The organism is Herbidospora yilanensis (genome assembly GCF_001570565.1).
In the GTDB taxonomy this organism is placed as follows: Bacteria; Actinomycetota; Actinomycetes; order Streptosporangiales; family Streptosporangiaceae; genus Herbidospora; species Herbidospora yilanensis.
Genome location: NZ_BBXE01000040.1, coordinates 23,926 through 40,014, shown reverse-complemented (window position 1 = coordinate 40,014; position 16,089 = coordinate 23,926). Strand labels below are relative to the sequence as shown.

General features: G+C 71.4%; 17 protein-coding genes. 12 read left to right on the top strand and 5 right to left on the bottom strand.

The genetic code is table 11. From position 1 onward, the window contains the following. Positions 1–15 precede the first annotated feature (15 nt). The 8 genes from AW273_RS30560 to AW273_RS30525 all read left to right on the top strand — a co-directional run bounded on the left by AW273_RS30560 (position 16) and on the right by AW273_RS30525 (position 8,461). Positions 16–1,032 carry an alcohol dehydrogenase catalytic domain-containing protein gene (locus tag AW273_RS30560; protein WP_062355750.1) on the top strand — a complete coding sequence of 339 codons (1,017 nt, stop codon included), beginning with the start codon at positions 16–18 and terminating at the stop codon, positions 1,030–1,032. Continuing rightward, a complete protein-coding gene (locus tag AW273_RS30555; protein ID WP_063910159.1) occupies positions 1,029–1,802 on the top strand; it encodes a class I fructose-bisphosphate aldolase in 774 nt (257 codons plus the stop codon). The genes AW273_RS30560 and AW273_RS30555 overlap by 4 nt, the downstream gene beginning before the upstream one ends. Before the next feature lie 12 nt (positions 1,803–1,814). Next, positions 1,815–2,858, top strand: coding sequence for a zinc-dependent alcohol dehydrogenase (locus tag AW273_RS30550; RefSeq protein ID WP_062355744.1), 1,044 nt, complete (start codon positions 1,815–1,817; stop codon positions 2,856–2,858). Between the two features lie 16 nt (positions 2,859–2,874). Further along, entirely contained in the window at positions 2,875–4,185 is a 1,311-nt protein-coding gene (locus AW273_RS30545) for a xylulokinase (RefSeq protein ID WP_157556340.1), read from the top strand. An 83-nt stretch (positions 4,186–4,268) separates the two neighbouring features. Beyond that, positions 4,269–5,576, top strand: a complete 1,308-nt coding sequence (locus tag AW273_RS30540) for an extracellular solute-binding protein (RefSeq protein WP_062355738.1) — start codon at positions 4,269–4,271, stop codon at positions 5,574–5,576. Next, the gene (locus AW273_RS30535; RefSeq protein WP_062355735.1) at positions 5,573–6,517 is read left to right on the top strand and encodes a carbohydrate ABC transporter permease; all 945 of its coding nucleotides are present in this window, start codon (positions 5,573–5,575) and stop codon (positions 6,515–6,517) included. Before AW273_RS30540 ends, AW273_RS30535 begins: the two co-directional genes overlap by 4 nt. Then, entirely contained in the window at positions 6,514–7,329 is an 816-nt protein-coding gene (locus AW273_RS30530; protein ID WP_062355732.1) for a carbohydrate ABC transporter permease, read from the top strand. The genes AW273_RS30535 and AW273_RS30530 overlap by 4 nt, the downstream gene beginning before the upstream one ends. Positions 7,330–7,345: 16 nt before the next feature. Further along, the gene (locus AW273_RS30525; protein WP_062355729.1) at positions 7,346–8,461 is read left to right on the top strand and encodes a Gfo/Idh/MocA family protein; all 1,116 of its coding nucleotides are present in this window, start codon (positions 7,346–7,348) and stop codon (positions 8,459–8,461) included. Here the strand turns inward: AW273_RS30525 and AW273_RS38215 are convergent. From AW273_RS38215 to AW273_RS30505, 4 genes are read right to left on the bottom strand one after another with little or no spacing between them, the layout of a single operon-like run. Next, positions 8,448–9,713 carry a PP2C family protein-serine/threonine phosphatase gene (locus AW273_RS38215; RefSeq protein WP_062355726.1) on the bottom strand — a complete coding sequence of 422 codons (1,266 nt, stop codon included), beginning with the start codon at positions 9,711–9,713 and terminating at the stop codon, positions 8,448–8,450. The two genes, AW273_RS30525 and AW273_RS38215, sit on opposite strands and share 14 nt — an antisense overlap. Further along, on the bottom strand, positions 9,710–10,480 hold the full coding sequence (locus AW273_RS30515) for an anti-sigma factor antagonist (protein WP_157556336.1): 771 nt from the start codon (positions 10,478–10,480) through the stop codon (positions 9,710–9,712). Before AW273_RS30515 ends, AW273_RS38215 begins: the two co-directional genes overlap by 4 nt. 50 nt (positions 10,481–10,530) lie before the next feature. Beyond that, entirely contained in the window at positions 10,531–11,124 is a 594-nt protein-coding gene (locus AW273_RS30510; RefSeq protein ID WP_062355720.1) for a TetR/AcrR family transcriptional regulator, read from the bottom strand. Continuing rightward, entirely contained in the window at positions 11,124–11,903 is a 780-nt protein-coding gene (locus AW273_RS30505; RefSeq protein ID WP_062355874.1) for a class I SAM-dependent methyltransferase, read from the bottom strand. The genes AW273_RS30510 and AW273_RS30505 overlap by 1 nt, the downstream gene beginning before the upstream one ends. An 85-nt stretch (positions 11,904–11,988) precedes the next feature. On the opposite strand from AW273_RS30505, the gene AW273_RS30500 reads away from it, so the two are divergent. Further along, a complete protein-coding gene (locus AW273_RS30500) occupies positions 11,989–13,266 on the top strand; it encodes a glycosyltransferase family 39 protein (protein ID WP_062355717.1) in 1,278 nt (425 codons plus the stop codon). 39 nt (positions 13,267–13,305) lie between these two features. Here AW273_RS30500 and AW273_RS30495 read toward each other — a convergent pair whose 3' ends face one another. Further along, entirely contained in the window at positions 13,306–13,983 is a 678-nt protein-coding gene (locus tag AW273_RS30495; protein WP_062355714.1) for a choice-of-anchor P family protein, read from the bottom strand. 208 nt (positions 13,984–14,191) lie between these two features. Between AW273_RS30495 and AW273_RS30490 the strand changes: the two genes are divergently transcribed. The 3 genes from AW273_RS30490 to AW273_RS37585 are packed head-to-tail and all read left to right on the top strand — an operon-like array spanning position 14,192 to position 16,089. Then, positions 14,192–14,851 (top strand): LuxR C-terminal-related transcriptional regulator, encoded by a 660-nt coding sequence (locus AW273_RS30490; protein ID WP_062355711.1) that lies wholly within the window; start codon positions 14,192–14,194, stop codon positions 14,849–14,851. Next, complete coding sequence (gene wecB, locus AW273_RS30485) at positions 14,848–15,924, top strand: non-hydrolyzing UDP-N-acetylglucosamine 2-epimerase (protein WP_198168443.1); 1,077 nt, start codon at positions 14,848–14,850, stop codon at positions 15,922–15,924. Before AW273_RS30490 ends, wecB begins: the two co-directional genes overlap by 4 nt. 9 nt (positions 15,925–15,933) lie before the next feature. Beyond that, positions 15,934–16,089, top strand: a complete 156-nt coding sequence (locus AW273_RS37585; protein ID WP_157556332.1) for a hypothetical protein — start codon at positions 15,934–15,936, stop codon at positions 16,087–16,089.

Sequence of the window (16,089 nt, the reverse complement as noted above, 5' to 3'; positions counted from 1 at the left end):
GGGAAAGGGGTCGGCGTGAAATCAGCTCTGCTGTACGGCCACAACGACCTGCGGGTAGAAGAAAGGCCCGACCCGAAGGCGGGCGAGGGCCAGGCCGTCATCAGGATTCACGCCTCGGGCGTCTGCCCCAGCGACATCCGCAGCTACACCGCCGCGACGGCCGCCAAGCGCGACCCGTGGACGCCCGGCCACGAGATCGCCGGTGTCGTCACCGAACTCGGGAGCGGCGACACCGGCGACCTCAAGGTCGGCGACCGGGTCGCGGTCGACTGGCGCGGTGTCTGCGGCCGGTGCCACCCGTGCCGGAAGGGCGCGGCGAACTTCTGCGAGAACCTGATCAAATATCCGATCGCCGGGTTCGCCGAGGCGACGGTCATGCCGGTCGAGCAGCTCAGCAAGCTCCCCGGCGGCGTCAGCTTCGAGTCGGCGTCGTTCGCCGAGCCGCTGGCCTGCGTCGTCAACGCCCACCGCGCGCTGCCGCTGCCTCTCACGGAGAACGTGCTGGTCGTCGGGGCCGGCCCGATCGGCCTGCTGCACACCCAGGTGGCGCGGGCCAGGGGCGGCCGGGTCATCGTCACCGACATGAAGGCCGACCGGCTGAAGGTCGCCCAGCAGCTCGGCGCCCACGACGTCGTCGACGCCGCCGGCCAGCGCGAGGCGGTCCTCGACCTCACCGACGGACGCGGCGCCGACGTCGTGATCGTCACGGTCGGCATCCCGGCGGTCATCGAGGCCGCGTTCGGCCTGGTGGCGAAGAACGGCGCGGTCAACCTGTTCGCCGGCACCCACCCGAAGGGCGCCATCGCCCTCAACCCGGACGTGCCCCACTACGACCAGGTCGCCATCAGCGGCAGCCACGACTTCATCCCCGACGACTTCGCGACGGCGCTGCGCCTGCTCCGGTTCGGCCAGGTCGACGTCGCCCCGCTGATCAGCCACCGGTTCCCGCTCGACGCGGTCGCCGAGGCGTTCGAAACCACCAAGCAGCAACTCGGCCTGAAGTCGCTGGTCGTGTCCGAAGGAGAGAAATGAGCACCCACTGGCCCCGTCGTCGCATGCACCACGTGTTCGCCCCCGACGGGCGGGCCGTGATCGCCGCCATGGACGCCGGGATCACCAAGGGCGTCGCCCCCGGCCTGGAGCGGGGCCGCGCGGCGGTCAAGCGGATCGTCGACGGCGGCGTCGACGCCATCCTGGCCACCATCGGCCTGGCCCGCGCGGCGGCCGACGAGCTCGGCGGCACCGGCCTCATCCTGGCCCTCGACAGCGAGATCCCCTCGGCCGGCTACGGCGTCGAGCAGGCCGTGCGCTGGGGCGCCGACGCGCTGGAGCTCAAGGTGTTCCCGGGCAACCCCGAGGTCACCAAGATGGGCGAGCTGCGCGAGCTCTGCGCCGAGGCCGACCGGTGGGGCATGCCGGTGATGGCCGAGCCGATCCCGGTCGGGTTCAAGGCGCTGGAGGCCCACACGCTGGCCAACATCGCCCACGGCGCGCGGGTGTCGGCCGAGGCGGGCGCCGACTTCGTGAAGGCCCAGTACACCGGCACGCCCGAGGAGTACCGCGAGGTCGTCGAGGGCTGCCTGGTCCCGGTGCTCGCGCTCGGCGGGCCGATGAAGCCGACCCAGCTGCACGCGCTGCAGATGGCCCACGACGCCATCCAGGCCGGGGCGAGCGGCGTCGTCTACGGCCGCAACATCGTCGAAGCCGAACGGCCCGACCGCATGGTCGCCGCCCTGGTCGAGATCGTGCACGGCGGCGCGAGCGTCGACGTGGCCGCCAAGCACCTCAACATCCCCCTGTAAGGAGCTCGAAAGATGATGCGTGCCGCCGTCTTCCACGGCGGCCGGGACATCCGGATCGAGGAGATGGCGATCCCGCTGCCCGGCCCCGGCGAGGTGCTCGTGCGGGTCGGCGCGGCCGGTGTCTGCGGCAGCGACGTGCTGGCCTTCCGGGGTCAGGGCCCATGGCAGCACAGCCCCGACAAGCCCGGCCGGGACGGCCACGAGCTGGCCGGCGAGATCGCCGCGCTCGGCGCGGAGGTCACCGGCCTGCGGGTTGGCCAGCGGGTCGCCGTCGAGCCGAAGCACCTCATCGCCTGCGGCCAGTGCCCGCCCTGCCGCAACGGCCGGTCGCACCTGTGCCGCAGGCGCGGCTACGTCGGCGACGTCCACGTGACCAGCGAGGGCTTCGCCGAATACGACCTGGCCCCCGCCGAGCGCGTCCACGTGTTGCCGGACTCGGTCTCCCTCGCGGCGGGGGCCATCCTCGACTGCTACGCGTGCGGCGTGCACACCTACGACCTGGTGAAGACGCCCGCCGGGAGCAGGGCGGTCGTGCTGGGCAGCGGCACGATGGGCCTGACCATGGGCCAGGTGCTGCGGGCCCACGGAGTGGAGGTCCTGCTCACCGGCACGGCGAAGGAGTTCCTCGACCTGGCGCTCGCGGCGGGCGCGGCCGACGAGGTGGCCTTCGCCGCCGAGGCCAAGCGGGCCGTCGAGGACTTCACCCATCACAAGGGCGCCGACCTCGTCGTCGACGCCGTCGCCGTCCCGGACGTGACGCTCCAGCAGGCGGTCGAGTCGGTCGCCGAAGGCTCCCCGGTGTGCGTGCTGGGCGTCTACCCGACCCCGCCGCGCCTGGAACCGCACGTCGCGTACGTGCGGGAGGTCTCCATCCACTGGTCCAACAGCTACGGCCCCGGCGCCTACGCCGAGGCGCTGCGGCTGGTGGCCGGAGAGCAGGTCACGGCCGATGCGCTGATCACCCACCGGTTCCCGCTCGACCGGATCGTCGAGGCGTTCACCGCCGCCGACGAGAAGGAGCGGTCTCTCGCGATGAAGGTCCTGATCGAGCCCTAGAAGGGGGGTGACCGGCATGCACGTCCTGGCGATCGACCAGGGGTCGAGTGGCGCGAAGGCCGCCGTCGTCGACGGCGAGGGCCGCATCGTCGCCATGACCTCGCGGCGCACGCCGGTCGACCACCCCGGCCCGACCGCCGTGCAGGCCGACCCGGAGACGTGGTGGCGGGCATTGGTCTCGTGCGTCTCCCGGCTGCCGCTGGACGGCGTGCGGGCGGTGGCGATCTCGGGCTTCATGCACACGGTCGTGCCGGTCACCGACGAGGGCAAGGTCCTCGGGCCCGCGTTGTTGTGGCCCGACCAGCGTCCGGGCGGGCCGAGCGCGGCCGACCGGGTGGCGTGGTGGGCCGGGCGCGACCCGCTGGCCGTGCTGGCCCGGTGGTATCTGCCGGTCAAGGACTTCCTGCGGATGCGGCTGACCGGCGAGGTCGCCACCGACCGCTACGAGGCGAGCGGCACCGGCTTCCTGCGCGACGGCGCCTGGTCACCGGCGGTCGCCACCGAGGCGGGCATCTCGGCCGACCGGCTGCCCCCGATCGGCGAACCGCTCGACATCGCCGGAGCGGTCACGAAACAGGCCGCCGCCGTGACCGGGCTCCGCGAGGGCACCCCGGTCGTCATGGGCACCGGCGACTGGATGGCCACCCTGCTCGGCTCGGCGGCGGTGCTCCCGCGGCGGGCCTGCGTCTATCTCGGCACGGCCGGCGCCGTGGGCGGCTTCGCGTCCGCGCAGTCCGCCGCCGCGCTGACCGACCCCCTGTGTTTCGCCGCCGCGACCTCGACGGGGTCGGCGCTCGACTGGACGGCCGAGCTGACCGGCACCGGAGCCCCCGAAGCGGTCGCCGCCGCGGAGTCGATCCCGCCCGGCTCCCGCGGGGTGGTCTTCCTGCCCCACCTGATGGGTGAGCGCGGCCTGGGGCACGACCCTTCCGCGCGGGGGTCCGTGCACGGTCTGACCCTCGCCCACGGCGCTCCGGATCTGGCGAGAGCCGTACTGGAGGGAACCGCCTTCTGGCTCCGGGTCATCGCCGGGGCCGCGCTCGACCAGCGGGACCCGGCGGAGCTGGTCGCGGTCGGCGGCGGCGCCCGCGGTGACCTCTGGCTGCGCATCCTCGCGGCCGTGCTGAAGCGGGACCTGACGGTCCCCGAGACGACCGAGGCCGGGCTCCTGGGCACGGCCATGATCGCCGACCGGGCGTTGTCCGGACAGGCGTCCCACGAGCGGTGGACACGGGTCGCCAGGACCGTGCCCGCCGATCCGAACCTGGCGAACGTGTACGAACCGCTCTTCGAGGAGTTCCTCCACCTGGAGGAACGCCACCGGTAGCCCACGGGCTGCCCGACCCAGGACCAATGCGCACGGGGGGCGCTCATACACCGCTTTCGCGACCGCCATTGCCAGGAGAAGAAATGCAACGACCGTGGAAAAGCGCACTGAAGGTCATCACCGCCACGTCGGCGGCGGCCGCACTCATGCTCGCCTCGGCCTGCGGCGGGGACGACGCCGCGGAGGGCAACGCGACCGGTGAGGTCGCCGGCCCCATCGACGTGTGGATGGGCGACCCGATCGGCGCCGCCCAGCAGCCGACGATCGTCCAGCTCGCCAAGGACTACGAGACCGCCCACCCCGGCACGAAGGTGAACCTCCGGTTCCTCGGCGCCGACGCGCACAAGACCTACCTGACCAGCATCGCCGGCGGCACGGTGCCGTGTGTGGCGCTCATCGGCAACACGTGGAGCCCGGAGTTCGCCGGCCTCCAGGCCCTTGAGCCGATCGCGCAGGACCCGGCGTCGATGAAGGGCGTCTACACCCAGAGCATGATCGACTCGACCGTGCTCGACGGCGTCTCCTACGCGGTGCCCTACGACACCGGCGTGCGGGCGCTCATCTACCGCAAGGACCTCTTCGACAAGGCCGGCCTGGCGGCCCCCAAGACGTGGGACGAGGTGCTGAGCTCGGCGACGAAGGTGCAGCAGGACAACCCCGGCGTCAACGGCTTCGGCATCATCGGCGGCAACCAGTGGTACTGGCTGCCGATGATCTGGAACTGGGGCGGCGAGATCGCCACCCAGGAGGGCGGCGCCTGGAAGGCCAAGGTCGACTCGCCCGAGGCGGTCGCGGCCTTCACCTTCTACGCCGACCTGCTGACCAAGCACAAGCTGGCCCCCGAAGGGGCGGCCACCTGGCAGGGCGCCGACGCGTCCAAGGCGTTCGCGCTCGGGCAGATCGGCATGATGGTCGGCGGTTCGTGGGACCTGAAGACGATCCTCGCGCAGAACCCCGGGATGGAGCAGCAGCTCGCCACCGCGCCGCTGCCCGCCGGCCCCGGCGGCAACAACGACACCTTCGCGGGCGGCAGCAACCTGGCCATCTTCAAGGGGTGTGACAACAAGGCGACCGCCAGGAGCTTCGTGGACTTCCTGATGAAGACCGAGAACCTCGTGCCGGTCACCACCAAGATCGGTCTCCTCCCGGCGACCGTCGACGCCCTGGAGAAGGAGCGCACCAGCGGTTCGTTCTCCACCCCGCTGCTGCGGGCCTACGCCGAGCAGGCGCCGAACACCCGGTCGATCCCGCCGGTGGCCACCTGGGGCAAGGTCGAGGGCACCGGGGCCATCGTCAACGCGATGCAGGCGATCATGAACGGGCAGAAGACGCCCGAAGCGGCCATGCAGGAACTGGCCTCGCAGATTGACGCCGCGATCGGACAACAATGACCTCTACCACCAGCAGGCGGGCACGGCACACGGTCGCGCCCGCCCGCGCGGGAAGCCGGACCCGGTCCCGGTGGGACCGGTTCGGCCTGCCGAGCCTCCTGCTCGCCCCCCTCCTGGCGGTGATCCTGGGAGTGGTCGGCTACCCCATCGTGCGGACCGTCTGGCTCTCGTTCCACGAGGGCGAATACCTCATGACCGGGGCCTTCAACGGCGTCGACAACTACACGGAGATCTTCGGCGACCCCTACTTCCTCGCCGCGCTGCTCCGCACGACGATCTTCGCGGTCGTCTGCGTGGTCACCACCCTGCTGATCAGCCTGGCCATCGCGCTCGTCCTGGACGCCGGGTCGTGGGCGGCCAGGATCGTCACGGTGGTCGTGCTGCTGCCCTGGGCGATGCCCCGGGTGGCCAGCGGCATCATCTGGAAGTGGATGTTCAACGACCAGTACGGCATCGCCAACTGGCTGCTGGTCTCCCTCGGCTTCGACTCGTTCAAGGGCTACGCCTGGTTCAACGACGGGTTCGCCTCGCTGGTCGCCATCACGATCGCCGTGGTCTGGCACTCGGTGCCGTTCATCGCGATCTCGATGCTGGCCGGGCTGCGCGCGACCCGGGGTGAGGTGCTGGAGGCGGCCAGGGTCGACGGCGCGGGCTTCTACCAGCAGCTCGTCAGGGTCCGGCTGCCGATGATGAAGCCGCTGCTGACGATCCTGGGCGTGATGTCGACGATCTTCGCGTACCAGTCGTTCGACCACTTCCTGGTGATGACCACCCCGCCCGGCGGGCCGAGCCACAGCACCGAGGTGTTGTCGCTGCTGACCTGGCTGCAGGCGTTCACCGTGCTCGACCAGGGGGTCGCGGCGGCGATGGCCGTCGTCACGTTCCTGCTGTTGGCCGGGATCACCGCCGTCTACGTGAAGTTGTCGAAGGAGGGCACATGACCCGGAGGCTGATCGTCTACCCGGCGATGGTGCTCATCTGCGCGGCGAGCCTGTTCCCGTTCTTCTGGATGATCGTCACCTCGCTCAAGCCGGACACCGAGATCTTCACGGTGTCCCCGCAGTTCATCCCGCACGAGCCGATCCTGTCGCGCTACACCGAGTTGTTCTCCGGGGCGATCCCGCGCCAGTTCCTCAACTCGCTGCTGGTCGCCGGGGCCACCACGCTCATCACCGGGCTGATCGCGCTGCTGGCGGGCTACGCGCTGGCGCGGTTCAACGTCCCGATGAAGCGCTACCTGCTGATCGTGATCCTGTCGATCCAGATGCTGCCGCAGACGGTGCTGGTCATCCCGCTGTTCGTGGTGCTGCGCAACACCGATCTGCTCGGCACCTACCAGGGGCTCGTGTTGTCGCACCTGGCGCTGACGGTGGGGCTGGCGACGTACATGCTGCGGAGTTTCTTCATGGACATCCCGGTCTCTCTGGAGGAGTCGGCGATGGTCGACGGGGCCTCGCGGATGAAGGCCGTGCGGCTCGTCGTGTTCCCGCTCGTCTGGCCGGGGCTGGCGGCCAGTTCGATCTACGGGTTCATCACGTCGTGGAACGAGCTGATGTTCTCGGCGACGTACATGCAGCAGTCGTCCAGGGAGACGCTCCCGGTCGCGCTGCAGCAGTTCTTCTCCAGCTACTACTCCGACTGGGGCGGCGTCATGGCGGCCAGCGTGATCTTCACGATCCCGGTCGTCGTGTTCTTCCTGCTGGTCCAGAAGCGCCTCATGCAGGGCATGGTCGCGGGCGCGGTCAAGGGTTGAGAAAGGGTTGTGTCTGATGTTGAAGCTCGGGGTCCTCGGGGTCGGGGCGATCGCCACGGTCGACTACGGGGTGCTGCCCAACCTGCACCACATCGCCGACAAGGTGGAACTGGTCGCGCTGTGCGACCCGGTGGAGGAGCGCACCGCCGCCGCCGCCAAGACGTACGGCGCGCGGGAGACCTACGCCACGCTCGACGAGATGCTCGACGCGTCGGACATCGACCTGGTGCTCAACCTGACCCCCATCCCGGCGCACGGCCCGACCTCGCTGAAGATCCTTCAGGCGGGCAAGCACCTGGCGACCGAGAAGCCGCTGGCCACCACGATGGAGGAGGCCGACGCGCTCATCGACCTGGCCGCCGCGAGGGGCCTCAAGATCGTCTGTTCGCCGCCGAACATGCTCTACCCGAGCCGGATCGAGGCGGCCCGGCTGATCCGCGAGGGGGTCATCGGCAAGGTCGCGTTCGCCAAGGTCCGGGCCAGCCACGGCGGCCCGGCCTCGATGATGAACTGGCCGACCGACCCGTCGTGGTTCTACCAGGAGGGCTCGGGCCCGCTGTTCGACGTCGGCGTCTACGGCATCCACGAGATGCTCGGCCTGCTCGGCCCGGCCAAACGGGTGTCGGCGTTCTCGGGCGTCACCGAGCCGACCCGGGTGGTGCGCTCCGGCCCGTACGCCGGCAAGGAGATCACCGTCACCACCGACGACAACACCCTGATCATGCTCGACTTCGGCGGCGGCACGTTCGCCGTCGTCGACGGCACCTTCAACGTGAACGCCGCCAAGGGCCCCCGCCTGGAGGTCTTCGGCCGCAAGGGCACCCTGAACCTGCCGAACAACCTGCCGGTGAACGGCGGCCGGGGCATCGACCTGTTCCTGCTGGAGGCCGCCGCCGGGCTGAGCGGCTGGGTCGACCTCGACCTCGCCCACCTGGAGCCGGCCCAGCGGCGCGTCGACAAGCTGCGCCGCGCCCTGCTCGTCGACCACCTCGCCGACGTCGTGAACGGCACGGCCGAGGAGGTCATGGGCGGCGACGTCGCCCGCCACGCGCTGGAGATCATGCTGAAGGCGCACGAGTCGGCCCGGACCGGTCAGGCACTGGAGCTCACGACCACCTTCAACCGGTCGTGACGACCAGCAGGGCGATGTCGTCTTCGTGGGCGCGGACGTCGACCAGCTCGGCGATGAGCCGGTCGGCGACCGCGTCGAGGTCGGAGAGGTGCCGGGTGCCCTGCCAGAGCGCCTTGAGGGCGCCCATCCCGGCGTCGATCGCCCGGTCGCGCCGCTCGACCAGGCCGTCGGTGTAGAGGAGCAGCCGGGCCCCGGGCGGGAAGTGCACCTTGTGCTCGACGTAGTTGTAGTCGACCACGCCCAGCGGCGGCCCGGCTCCGTCGTCGAGGAACCGGTGGGGCCCGCCCGCCACGTCGAGCAACATCGGGAGCTGACCGGCGTTGGCCCAGGTCAGGGTCTCGGCGTGGGCGTCGTAGACGGCGAGGCAGCAGGTCACCAGGCGGGCCTGGTCGGCGGCCCGTAACACCACGGCCGCCTGGCGCAGGATCTCGCCCGGCGACATGTGGCTGACCGCCAGGGCGCGCACGGCCGTGCGCATCTGCCCCATCACGGCGGCGGCCTGGATGCCCTTGCCCATCACGTCGCCGACCACGAGCGCGACCCGGCCCTCGTCGATCGGGATGAGGTCGACCCAGTCGCCGCCGACGTCGATGCCGCGCGCCGGGTGGTAGCGCCAGGCATGCCGCACGCCGTGGACGTGCGGCAGCGGGGACAGCAGGCTGCGCTGGAGCTCCACGGCGGCGTCGCGATGGCGCTGGTAGAGGCGGGCGTTGTCCATGGCGACGGCGGCCTGCGCGGCCACGCCGGAGGCGAGCTGCTCGTGGCGGGCGGTGAACATGCCCGGCTCGGGGTGGCCGAAGAAGAACCCGCCGAGCACCTCGCCCGACGGGGAGATCACCGGCACGGCGAGATAGCTGCGCACGTCGAGGTGGCCCTCGGGCATGCCGTGGTGGGGCGGGTTCTGGCCGTAGCGGGGGTCGGCGCGCACGTCGTGCATGCGGATGACGCCCTCGCCCCGGAACGTGGGGTCGAACACCTTCGTGTTGCGCGGCATCGGGAAGCCCTCAAAAGCGCTTCGGGGCACGCCGGAGAGCACGTACAGGAAGTAGCTCTGGCCGTTCAGGTCGTAGACGTTGTAGAAGAACGAGCCGAAGGCCGCCCCGGTCAGCGAGGTCGCGGCGTCGCAGGCGGTGCGCACGATCCGGGGGAGGTCGAGGTCGGCGGCGAGCGCGCGGCCCACCTCGTGGAGGGTCTCGACGAGCCGGGTCTCCTCCTGGAGGCGGGCGATCAGGTCGTCGAGCTCGTGGGTCATGAGCCGGCCCGGTGCTCGGAGAGCAGGTTCAACGCCTCCTCAGCGTTGTCGCGGACGGCGAGCACGGTGAGGCTTCCGGTCAGTCTGAACAGCCGGTCGAGCGGCTCGGTCACCCCGGCCAGCACCATCAGCCCGCCCAGTTCCCGGGCCGCGACCGTCGAGACCAGCAGCACCCGAAGGCCGCTGGAGTCGCAGAAGGAGACCTCCGACAGGTCGGCCGCGATGTGGGTGTTTCCTGAGGTCAGCAGGTCGTTGACCACCGCGTGCAGTTGCGGCGAGGTGGTCACGTCGAGGTCGCCGGAGACCGTCACCAGCGGCCCGGCCGCCTGGCGCGTCACGGCCACCCCGAGGCGCTGCCGCGCGCCGTCCCGGGGCTTGATGGAGTCGTCGTCGACGTTCATGCGCATCTCCACCCGGGAGCCGCCGTCGCCCTGCTCGATCGTGAGCTGGTCGCAGACCTCGCTCATGAGCCACAGGCCGAAGCCGCGACGGCCGTCGAGCGAGGGCCGGGCGGGGTTGAGGTGGGCGGGCGTGAGCCGACCCGCCAGGTCGGTCACCTCCACGACGATCTGACCGTCTTCCAGCCAGATCCGGACGGTGCCGAGCCCGTCGCCGTGCTCCAGCACGTTGACCACCGCCTCGTTGACGGCGAACACGAGGTCATGGAGGCGGGCTCCGGTGAGCCCGGCACCCGAGGCGAACGCGTCGATGCGGTCACGCATCGACCCGACGTCGTCGGTGATCGGCCAGGCCCCGGGCAGGTTCACGGGCACCCCAACGAGCTTCGCACCATTACACGACTGTATCGCGGGCTTCGTTACCGCACCTGGATCCCCGTGAGGACGATGGTGACCAGGTCTTCGGCGAACCCCTCGGGCACGACCGCCGGGGCGCGCAGGGTGACCTCGTGGCAGGCCCCGATGATCATCGTCGCGGCGGCGCCGACCGGCGTGTCCGCCGCGATGGCCCCCGCCTCCCGCTGCCGCCGCAGATAGGCGGCGAGCTGGTCGCGCAGCCCCTGCCCGCCGGCGGCCGGGTTGCCGAGCCCGGTGAACCGTTCGAGCACCTCCGGCGCCACGTTCTCGAACGCGGGAACGATGGCCAGGTGCAGGTCAAGAGCCCTTCTCGTGTACGCCAGCAGCGCCCGCCCCACCTCCTCATCGTCGTCGGGCAGCGGCGGCAGACCCCGTTCGGCCGCCCGCACGTGGCCGTGGAGGCCGAGGGCGAGCAGTTCCTCCTTGTCGGCGAAGTGGTTGTAGAGCACCCCGGTGGCCACCTTCGCCTCCCGGGCGATCTCGCGCACGGTCAGCCCCGCGGTGCCGCGCCGGGCGATGAGCCGTGCGGCGGTGCCGATCAGGTGGTCACGCAGGTCCACCCCGGCGTCGACGGCCTGCGCCCGGCGCGGCGCCATCACGGCCGCACCGCGCCGACCAGCAGCGCCTCGCCGTTGAGCAACACGCCGTCGGGGGTCTCGAAGGCGCGCAGCCCCGGGAGCAGCCTCTCGGCGGCGCCGTCTCCGGCCTGATGCCGGATCGGGCCCCAGGCCCCCAGGAACGCGGCCGCGTCGGCGGCGTCGGCGCCCCAGTTCTGCGGCGCGTCGACCGGGCGGGCGACGACGCCGGTGAATCCGGCTTCGGTCAGCACGCGGCCGACCGTCTCGGGGTCGCCCAGCGCGAGCGGACCGGTGCCCGGCTCGGGGTCGGGCAGGCCGAGGGCCGAGACGACCTGGGCCAGGTCGCCGTAGCCGCGCATCGACAGGAACGTGAGCCGCCCGCCCGGCGCGAGGGCCCGGCCGATGTTGGCGAAGGCGGCGACGGGATCGCCGAAGAACATGATCCCGAATCTACTGACGACCAGGTCGAACGACGAATCGGGGAACGGGTGGACCTGCGCGTCGCCCTGGACGAAGTCGACGTTTCCGCCGCTCGCGAGCTCGCGGGCGGTGGCGAGCATCGGGCCGGACAGGTCGATCCCCAGGGCGGAGGCCGCCGTGCGGGCGGCCAGCCGGGTGGTGCGCCCGGTGCCGCACCCGACGTCGAGGACGCGGTCGCCCGGCCTGACGGCGTCGAGGAGGAACGGGTTGAAGGCGTCGTTGACGGCGTTGTAGCGATCGTGGTGGGCGGCCCAGTGGGCACCCTCGTAGCCGTTCCAGGCCTCGGCCTGATGGGTGTTCGCGATGAATGAACGCATGTTCATGAACGTACGTTCATAACGGCGGCCCGGTCAAGTGGTATGAATTGGCGCCATGACGAGGGCCTTGACCGAAATGCCGGTTATGCCGCTGACCAGGCGGCACGCCGAAGTGACGGCCTCCGCCGTCGCGCTTCTCGTCGGGTTGTGGAACGTCTGGGTGCCCTCGTTCTGGCGCGACGAGTCGGTGTCCGCGCTGGCCGCCTCCCGGCCGATCGGCGAGTTGTGGGACCTGCTCGGCCACATGGACCGGGTGCACGCCCTCTACTACCTGCTGCTGCGGCCGGTGGCGTGGATCTCCACGTCGGAGCTCGCGCTCCGGTTGCCCTCCGTGCTGGCCATGGCCGCCGCGGCCTACGGGATCGCCGCGATCGCACGCCACCTGGCCTCCGCCCGCGTGGGCCTGCTGGCCGGGCTGGTCTTCGCGGCGCTGCCGATGGTGACCCGGTACGCCCAGGAGGTCAGGTCGTACGCGATCGTGACCGCGCTGGCGGTGCTGGCGACCTGGTTGCTGGTGACCCGGCGCTCCCACGTGCTCTACGCGGTCGTGATCGTGCTGCTGGGGTGGTCGCACGTCTACGGGCTGCTGCTGGTGGTGGCGCACGTCTTCGTCGCGCCCGACCGCAGGCGCTTCCTGCGGGCGATGGCGATCGCGGCGGCGGGACTGGCACCCCTGGCGGTGCTGGCGGCGGGGCAGCGGGGCGTGCAGCTCGGGTGGCTCCAGCCGCCCACGTGGGCGGCCCTGCCGGAGCTGGCCCAGGAGGTCATGGGCAGCAGGTGGGCGATCATCCCGCTGCTGGGGCTGGCCGCCTTCGGGGCGCGGGGCACGCTGGGCCGGGTGGCCGGGGCGTGGGCGCTGCTGATCCCGCTGTCGATGCTGATCTCGCTGGTCTATCCGATCTACAGCCCCCGCTACGTGTTGTTCGCCCTCCCCGGGCTGGCCCTGCTGGCCGGGGCGGGGCTCGACCGGCTGCGCCCGAGACCGCTGACGTGGATCGCGCTGGCGCTGCTGGTCGCGCTGACGGTGCCCAGGCACCTGTGGCTCCGCGCGCCCGACCACCGGCCCGACGACCTGCGGTCGATGGCCGCCGCGCTGCTCGAACGGGTGCGGCCGGGCGACCGGGTGCTGTACGTCGATCCCACCTATGAGTGGTTCGTCGGGGTGTACGCGGAGCCGTACCGGAAGCTGATCGAGCAGACCGGGCAGCATGAGCGGGTCTGGGTGGTGTCCGGCGGCCGGAAACACCAGAACAGCGCCTTCGTGGAGACCGACCCGGGCTATCTGAGCCTGCAGAGGCACTACCGAGCCCGCTACTACAAGGACTTCGGCTACTCCTGGTTCGCCCTCTACGTGCCCAAATGAGAAGGGCGCCCCACCCGGGGGCGCCCTTCACGAGACGGATCAGCCGAACTGACGGCGGCGGCGCAGCAACATCGCGCCGCCACCGGCGGCGGCCAGGCCGAGCGCCAGGTAGAGGCCGGCGCCGGAGGCCAGCGGCGCCTCGTTCGGCGGGTCGAGCGTGGCCGGGCCGCAGGTCGCCGAGCTCAGGATGACGTCGCCGACGCCCGACAGCGCCCGCACGCGCATGCCGTGGACGGTCAGGCTCCCGTCGGGATTGCTGATCTGCTCGTTGAGGCGGACCTCGATGACCGGCAGCAGCGGCGGGAACAGGAGCGTCGTGTTCGGCGCCGGGTTGTTGTTCAGGGTGGTGCCGAGCACCTCCCCGTCGGCGATGACCGTCGAGCCCGTCGTGGGCACGCCGGTGGCCGCGGTGCACTCCGCCCGAACGGCGCCCGCGCTGAAGCCGACGCCGAGGAGCGTGGCGCTCAGGCCGTCGACCGACGCGCGCGCCGATTCGGTGCCGACGGTGGTGTTCTGTTCGACCTCCACCGCGACGACGCCGGTCGACACGGTGCCGACGTTGACCGACGCGACCGTGGCGGTCGGGTTGCCGAGGTCCGCCACCGGCGCGGGACCGAAGTCGAGCCCCAGCGGCAGGGCGATCGAGGCGCCGTAGGCGTTGACCGTGTCGCTGCGCGCGTGGGCGGTGCTCGTCGTTCCCGCCAGCAGCGTCGTCACCGCCGCCAGAGAAACGGCGAAAGTACGTCCGAGAAACATATACAGGCCCTCCGCGGGCTTCCTAAACAAGTCGGTGGCGCTCCAAGTTATGCGGGCGCCGAGCGGGAAACGGTAAGGGACGTGTCAGTTCACTCCAGAGAGTGAGTGTGGTGTCCCCGGAACGGCTCCATTCGCTCGTTAAATTGAGCGTCGAAGAACAGGAGCCGAAATGGTGACACGCGGAGCCGTCCGCCGGGAAACGTGCCAGATCGTCGTCGTCGACGAAGCCCCGCTCGCGCATCTCGCATTGCGCGCCTTTTTCCGGCAGGCCCCCGCATTCACGGTCGCCGCCTCCGCCACCACCGAGGCGGAAGGCCGCCGAATGATTTCCCGGTTCACGCCGGAAATCGTGATATTCGAGACAAGGATCGGCGACGACTGCGGCCTGGAACTGTGCCGCTGGATCGGCCTGGAGCATCCCGGGGTGATGCCGGTGGTGCTCACGTCGGTCGACGACGTCAACCTGGCGCGCGCGGCGCTCGACGCGGGCGCGCACGCGTACCTGCTGAAGTCCTCGCCACTGGAGGACCTGCTGTTCCACCTGGAGCGGGTGGCCGAGGGCCAGGTCATCGTCGACGACCGGCTCGGCCGCTCGGCCGCCGGGCGCGGGGGCCACCGCACCCGGTTCGACCTCAGCCCGCGCGAGCACGAAGTGCTGGAGGAGATCATCCTGGGCCTCGACAACCGGGCCATCGCCGGGCGGTTGTGCATCGCCCACGAGACCGTGAAGACCCACGTCAAGTCGATCCTGCGCAAGATCGGCGCACGCGACCGGGCACACGCCATCGCGGTCGTGCTCGGCGACGCGCGGACCGGGTGCGGCTGGTGAAGCGGGTCTGCGTGGTCGTGGGCACCCGTCCCGAGGCGATCAAGCTCGGGCCGGTCGTCCCGGAGTTGCGGGCCTTCGCCGAGGTCGACGTCGTCCACACCGGCCAGCACGGCGCGGTGGTGGGCGAGGTGCTCGCGCTGTTCGGGGCCGGGATCTCCCGGGAGCTGCGCCGCGAGGCGGCCACGCTGCCCGTGCTGACCGCCGAGGTCGTGCTCGGGCTCGACGAGGTGTTCGGGCAGCTCAAGCCTGATCTCGTGGTCGTCCAGGGAGACACGACGTCGGCGTTCGGCGGCGCGCTGGCGGCATACCTGCGGCGGATTCCGGTCGCCCACGTGGAGGCGGGGCTGCGCAGCCATCGCGCCACCCCGTTTCCCGAGGAGGCGAACCGGCGGCTGATCGCGCCGCTGGCCGATCTGCACCTCGCGCCGACGGCCTCCGCCCGCGCGAACCTGCTCGCCGAGCGGATCCCGGCCCACCGGGTGGTGGTCACGGGGAACACGGTGGTCGACGCGCTGGCCGCCGTGCTGGCCGACCGGCCCGCGCCCCGGGACCGGCCGCTGGTGGTGATCACCGCGCACCGCCGCGAGTCGTGGGGGGAGCCGATGCGGCGCGTCGCCCGCGTCGCCGACCGGCTCGCCGCCGACCATCCGGGCGTCGACTTCGTCGTCGCCACCCATCTCAACCCGGCGGTACGCCAGGTGTTCGACCAGGTGGTGCGCCCCCGGGCCAACATCCGGTGCGTGCCGCCGATGCCCTACCGGGAGTTCGCCCGGCTGCTGGCCGTCAGCGCGCTGGCGATCACCGACTCGGGCGGCGTCCAGGAGGAGGCCGCCGCGCTCGGCCTGCCGGTGCTGGTCATGCGCGACTCCACCGAACGCGTCGAGGCCCTCGACGACGGCGGTGCCCACCTGGTCGGCACCGACGAAGAACTGGTCACCAAGACCGCCGGCCTGTTCCTCCAGTCGGCCGTGGCCGGCCGGGTCAGGCACGTCGCCCCCTGCCACTACGGCGACGGCCACGCCGCCGCCCGCGTGGCCAGGGCGTGCGCCGAATTCATCCATTCCGAGAACTGAGGTGTCATTGTGTACGGATCCTGGGGGCACGGTCCCCGCTGGCAGACCGGTGTCCCGTTGGCCGTTCTGCCGTTCACCGGAATTCCCCTGGCGATGATCATCGCGCTGGCGGCCGTGCTCATCGTGGGCGGCGCGCTGCTCTTCAGAATGCACAAGGTGCGATAG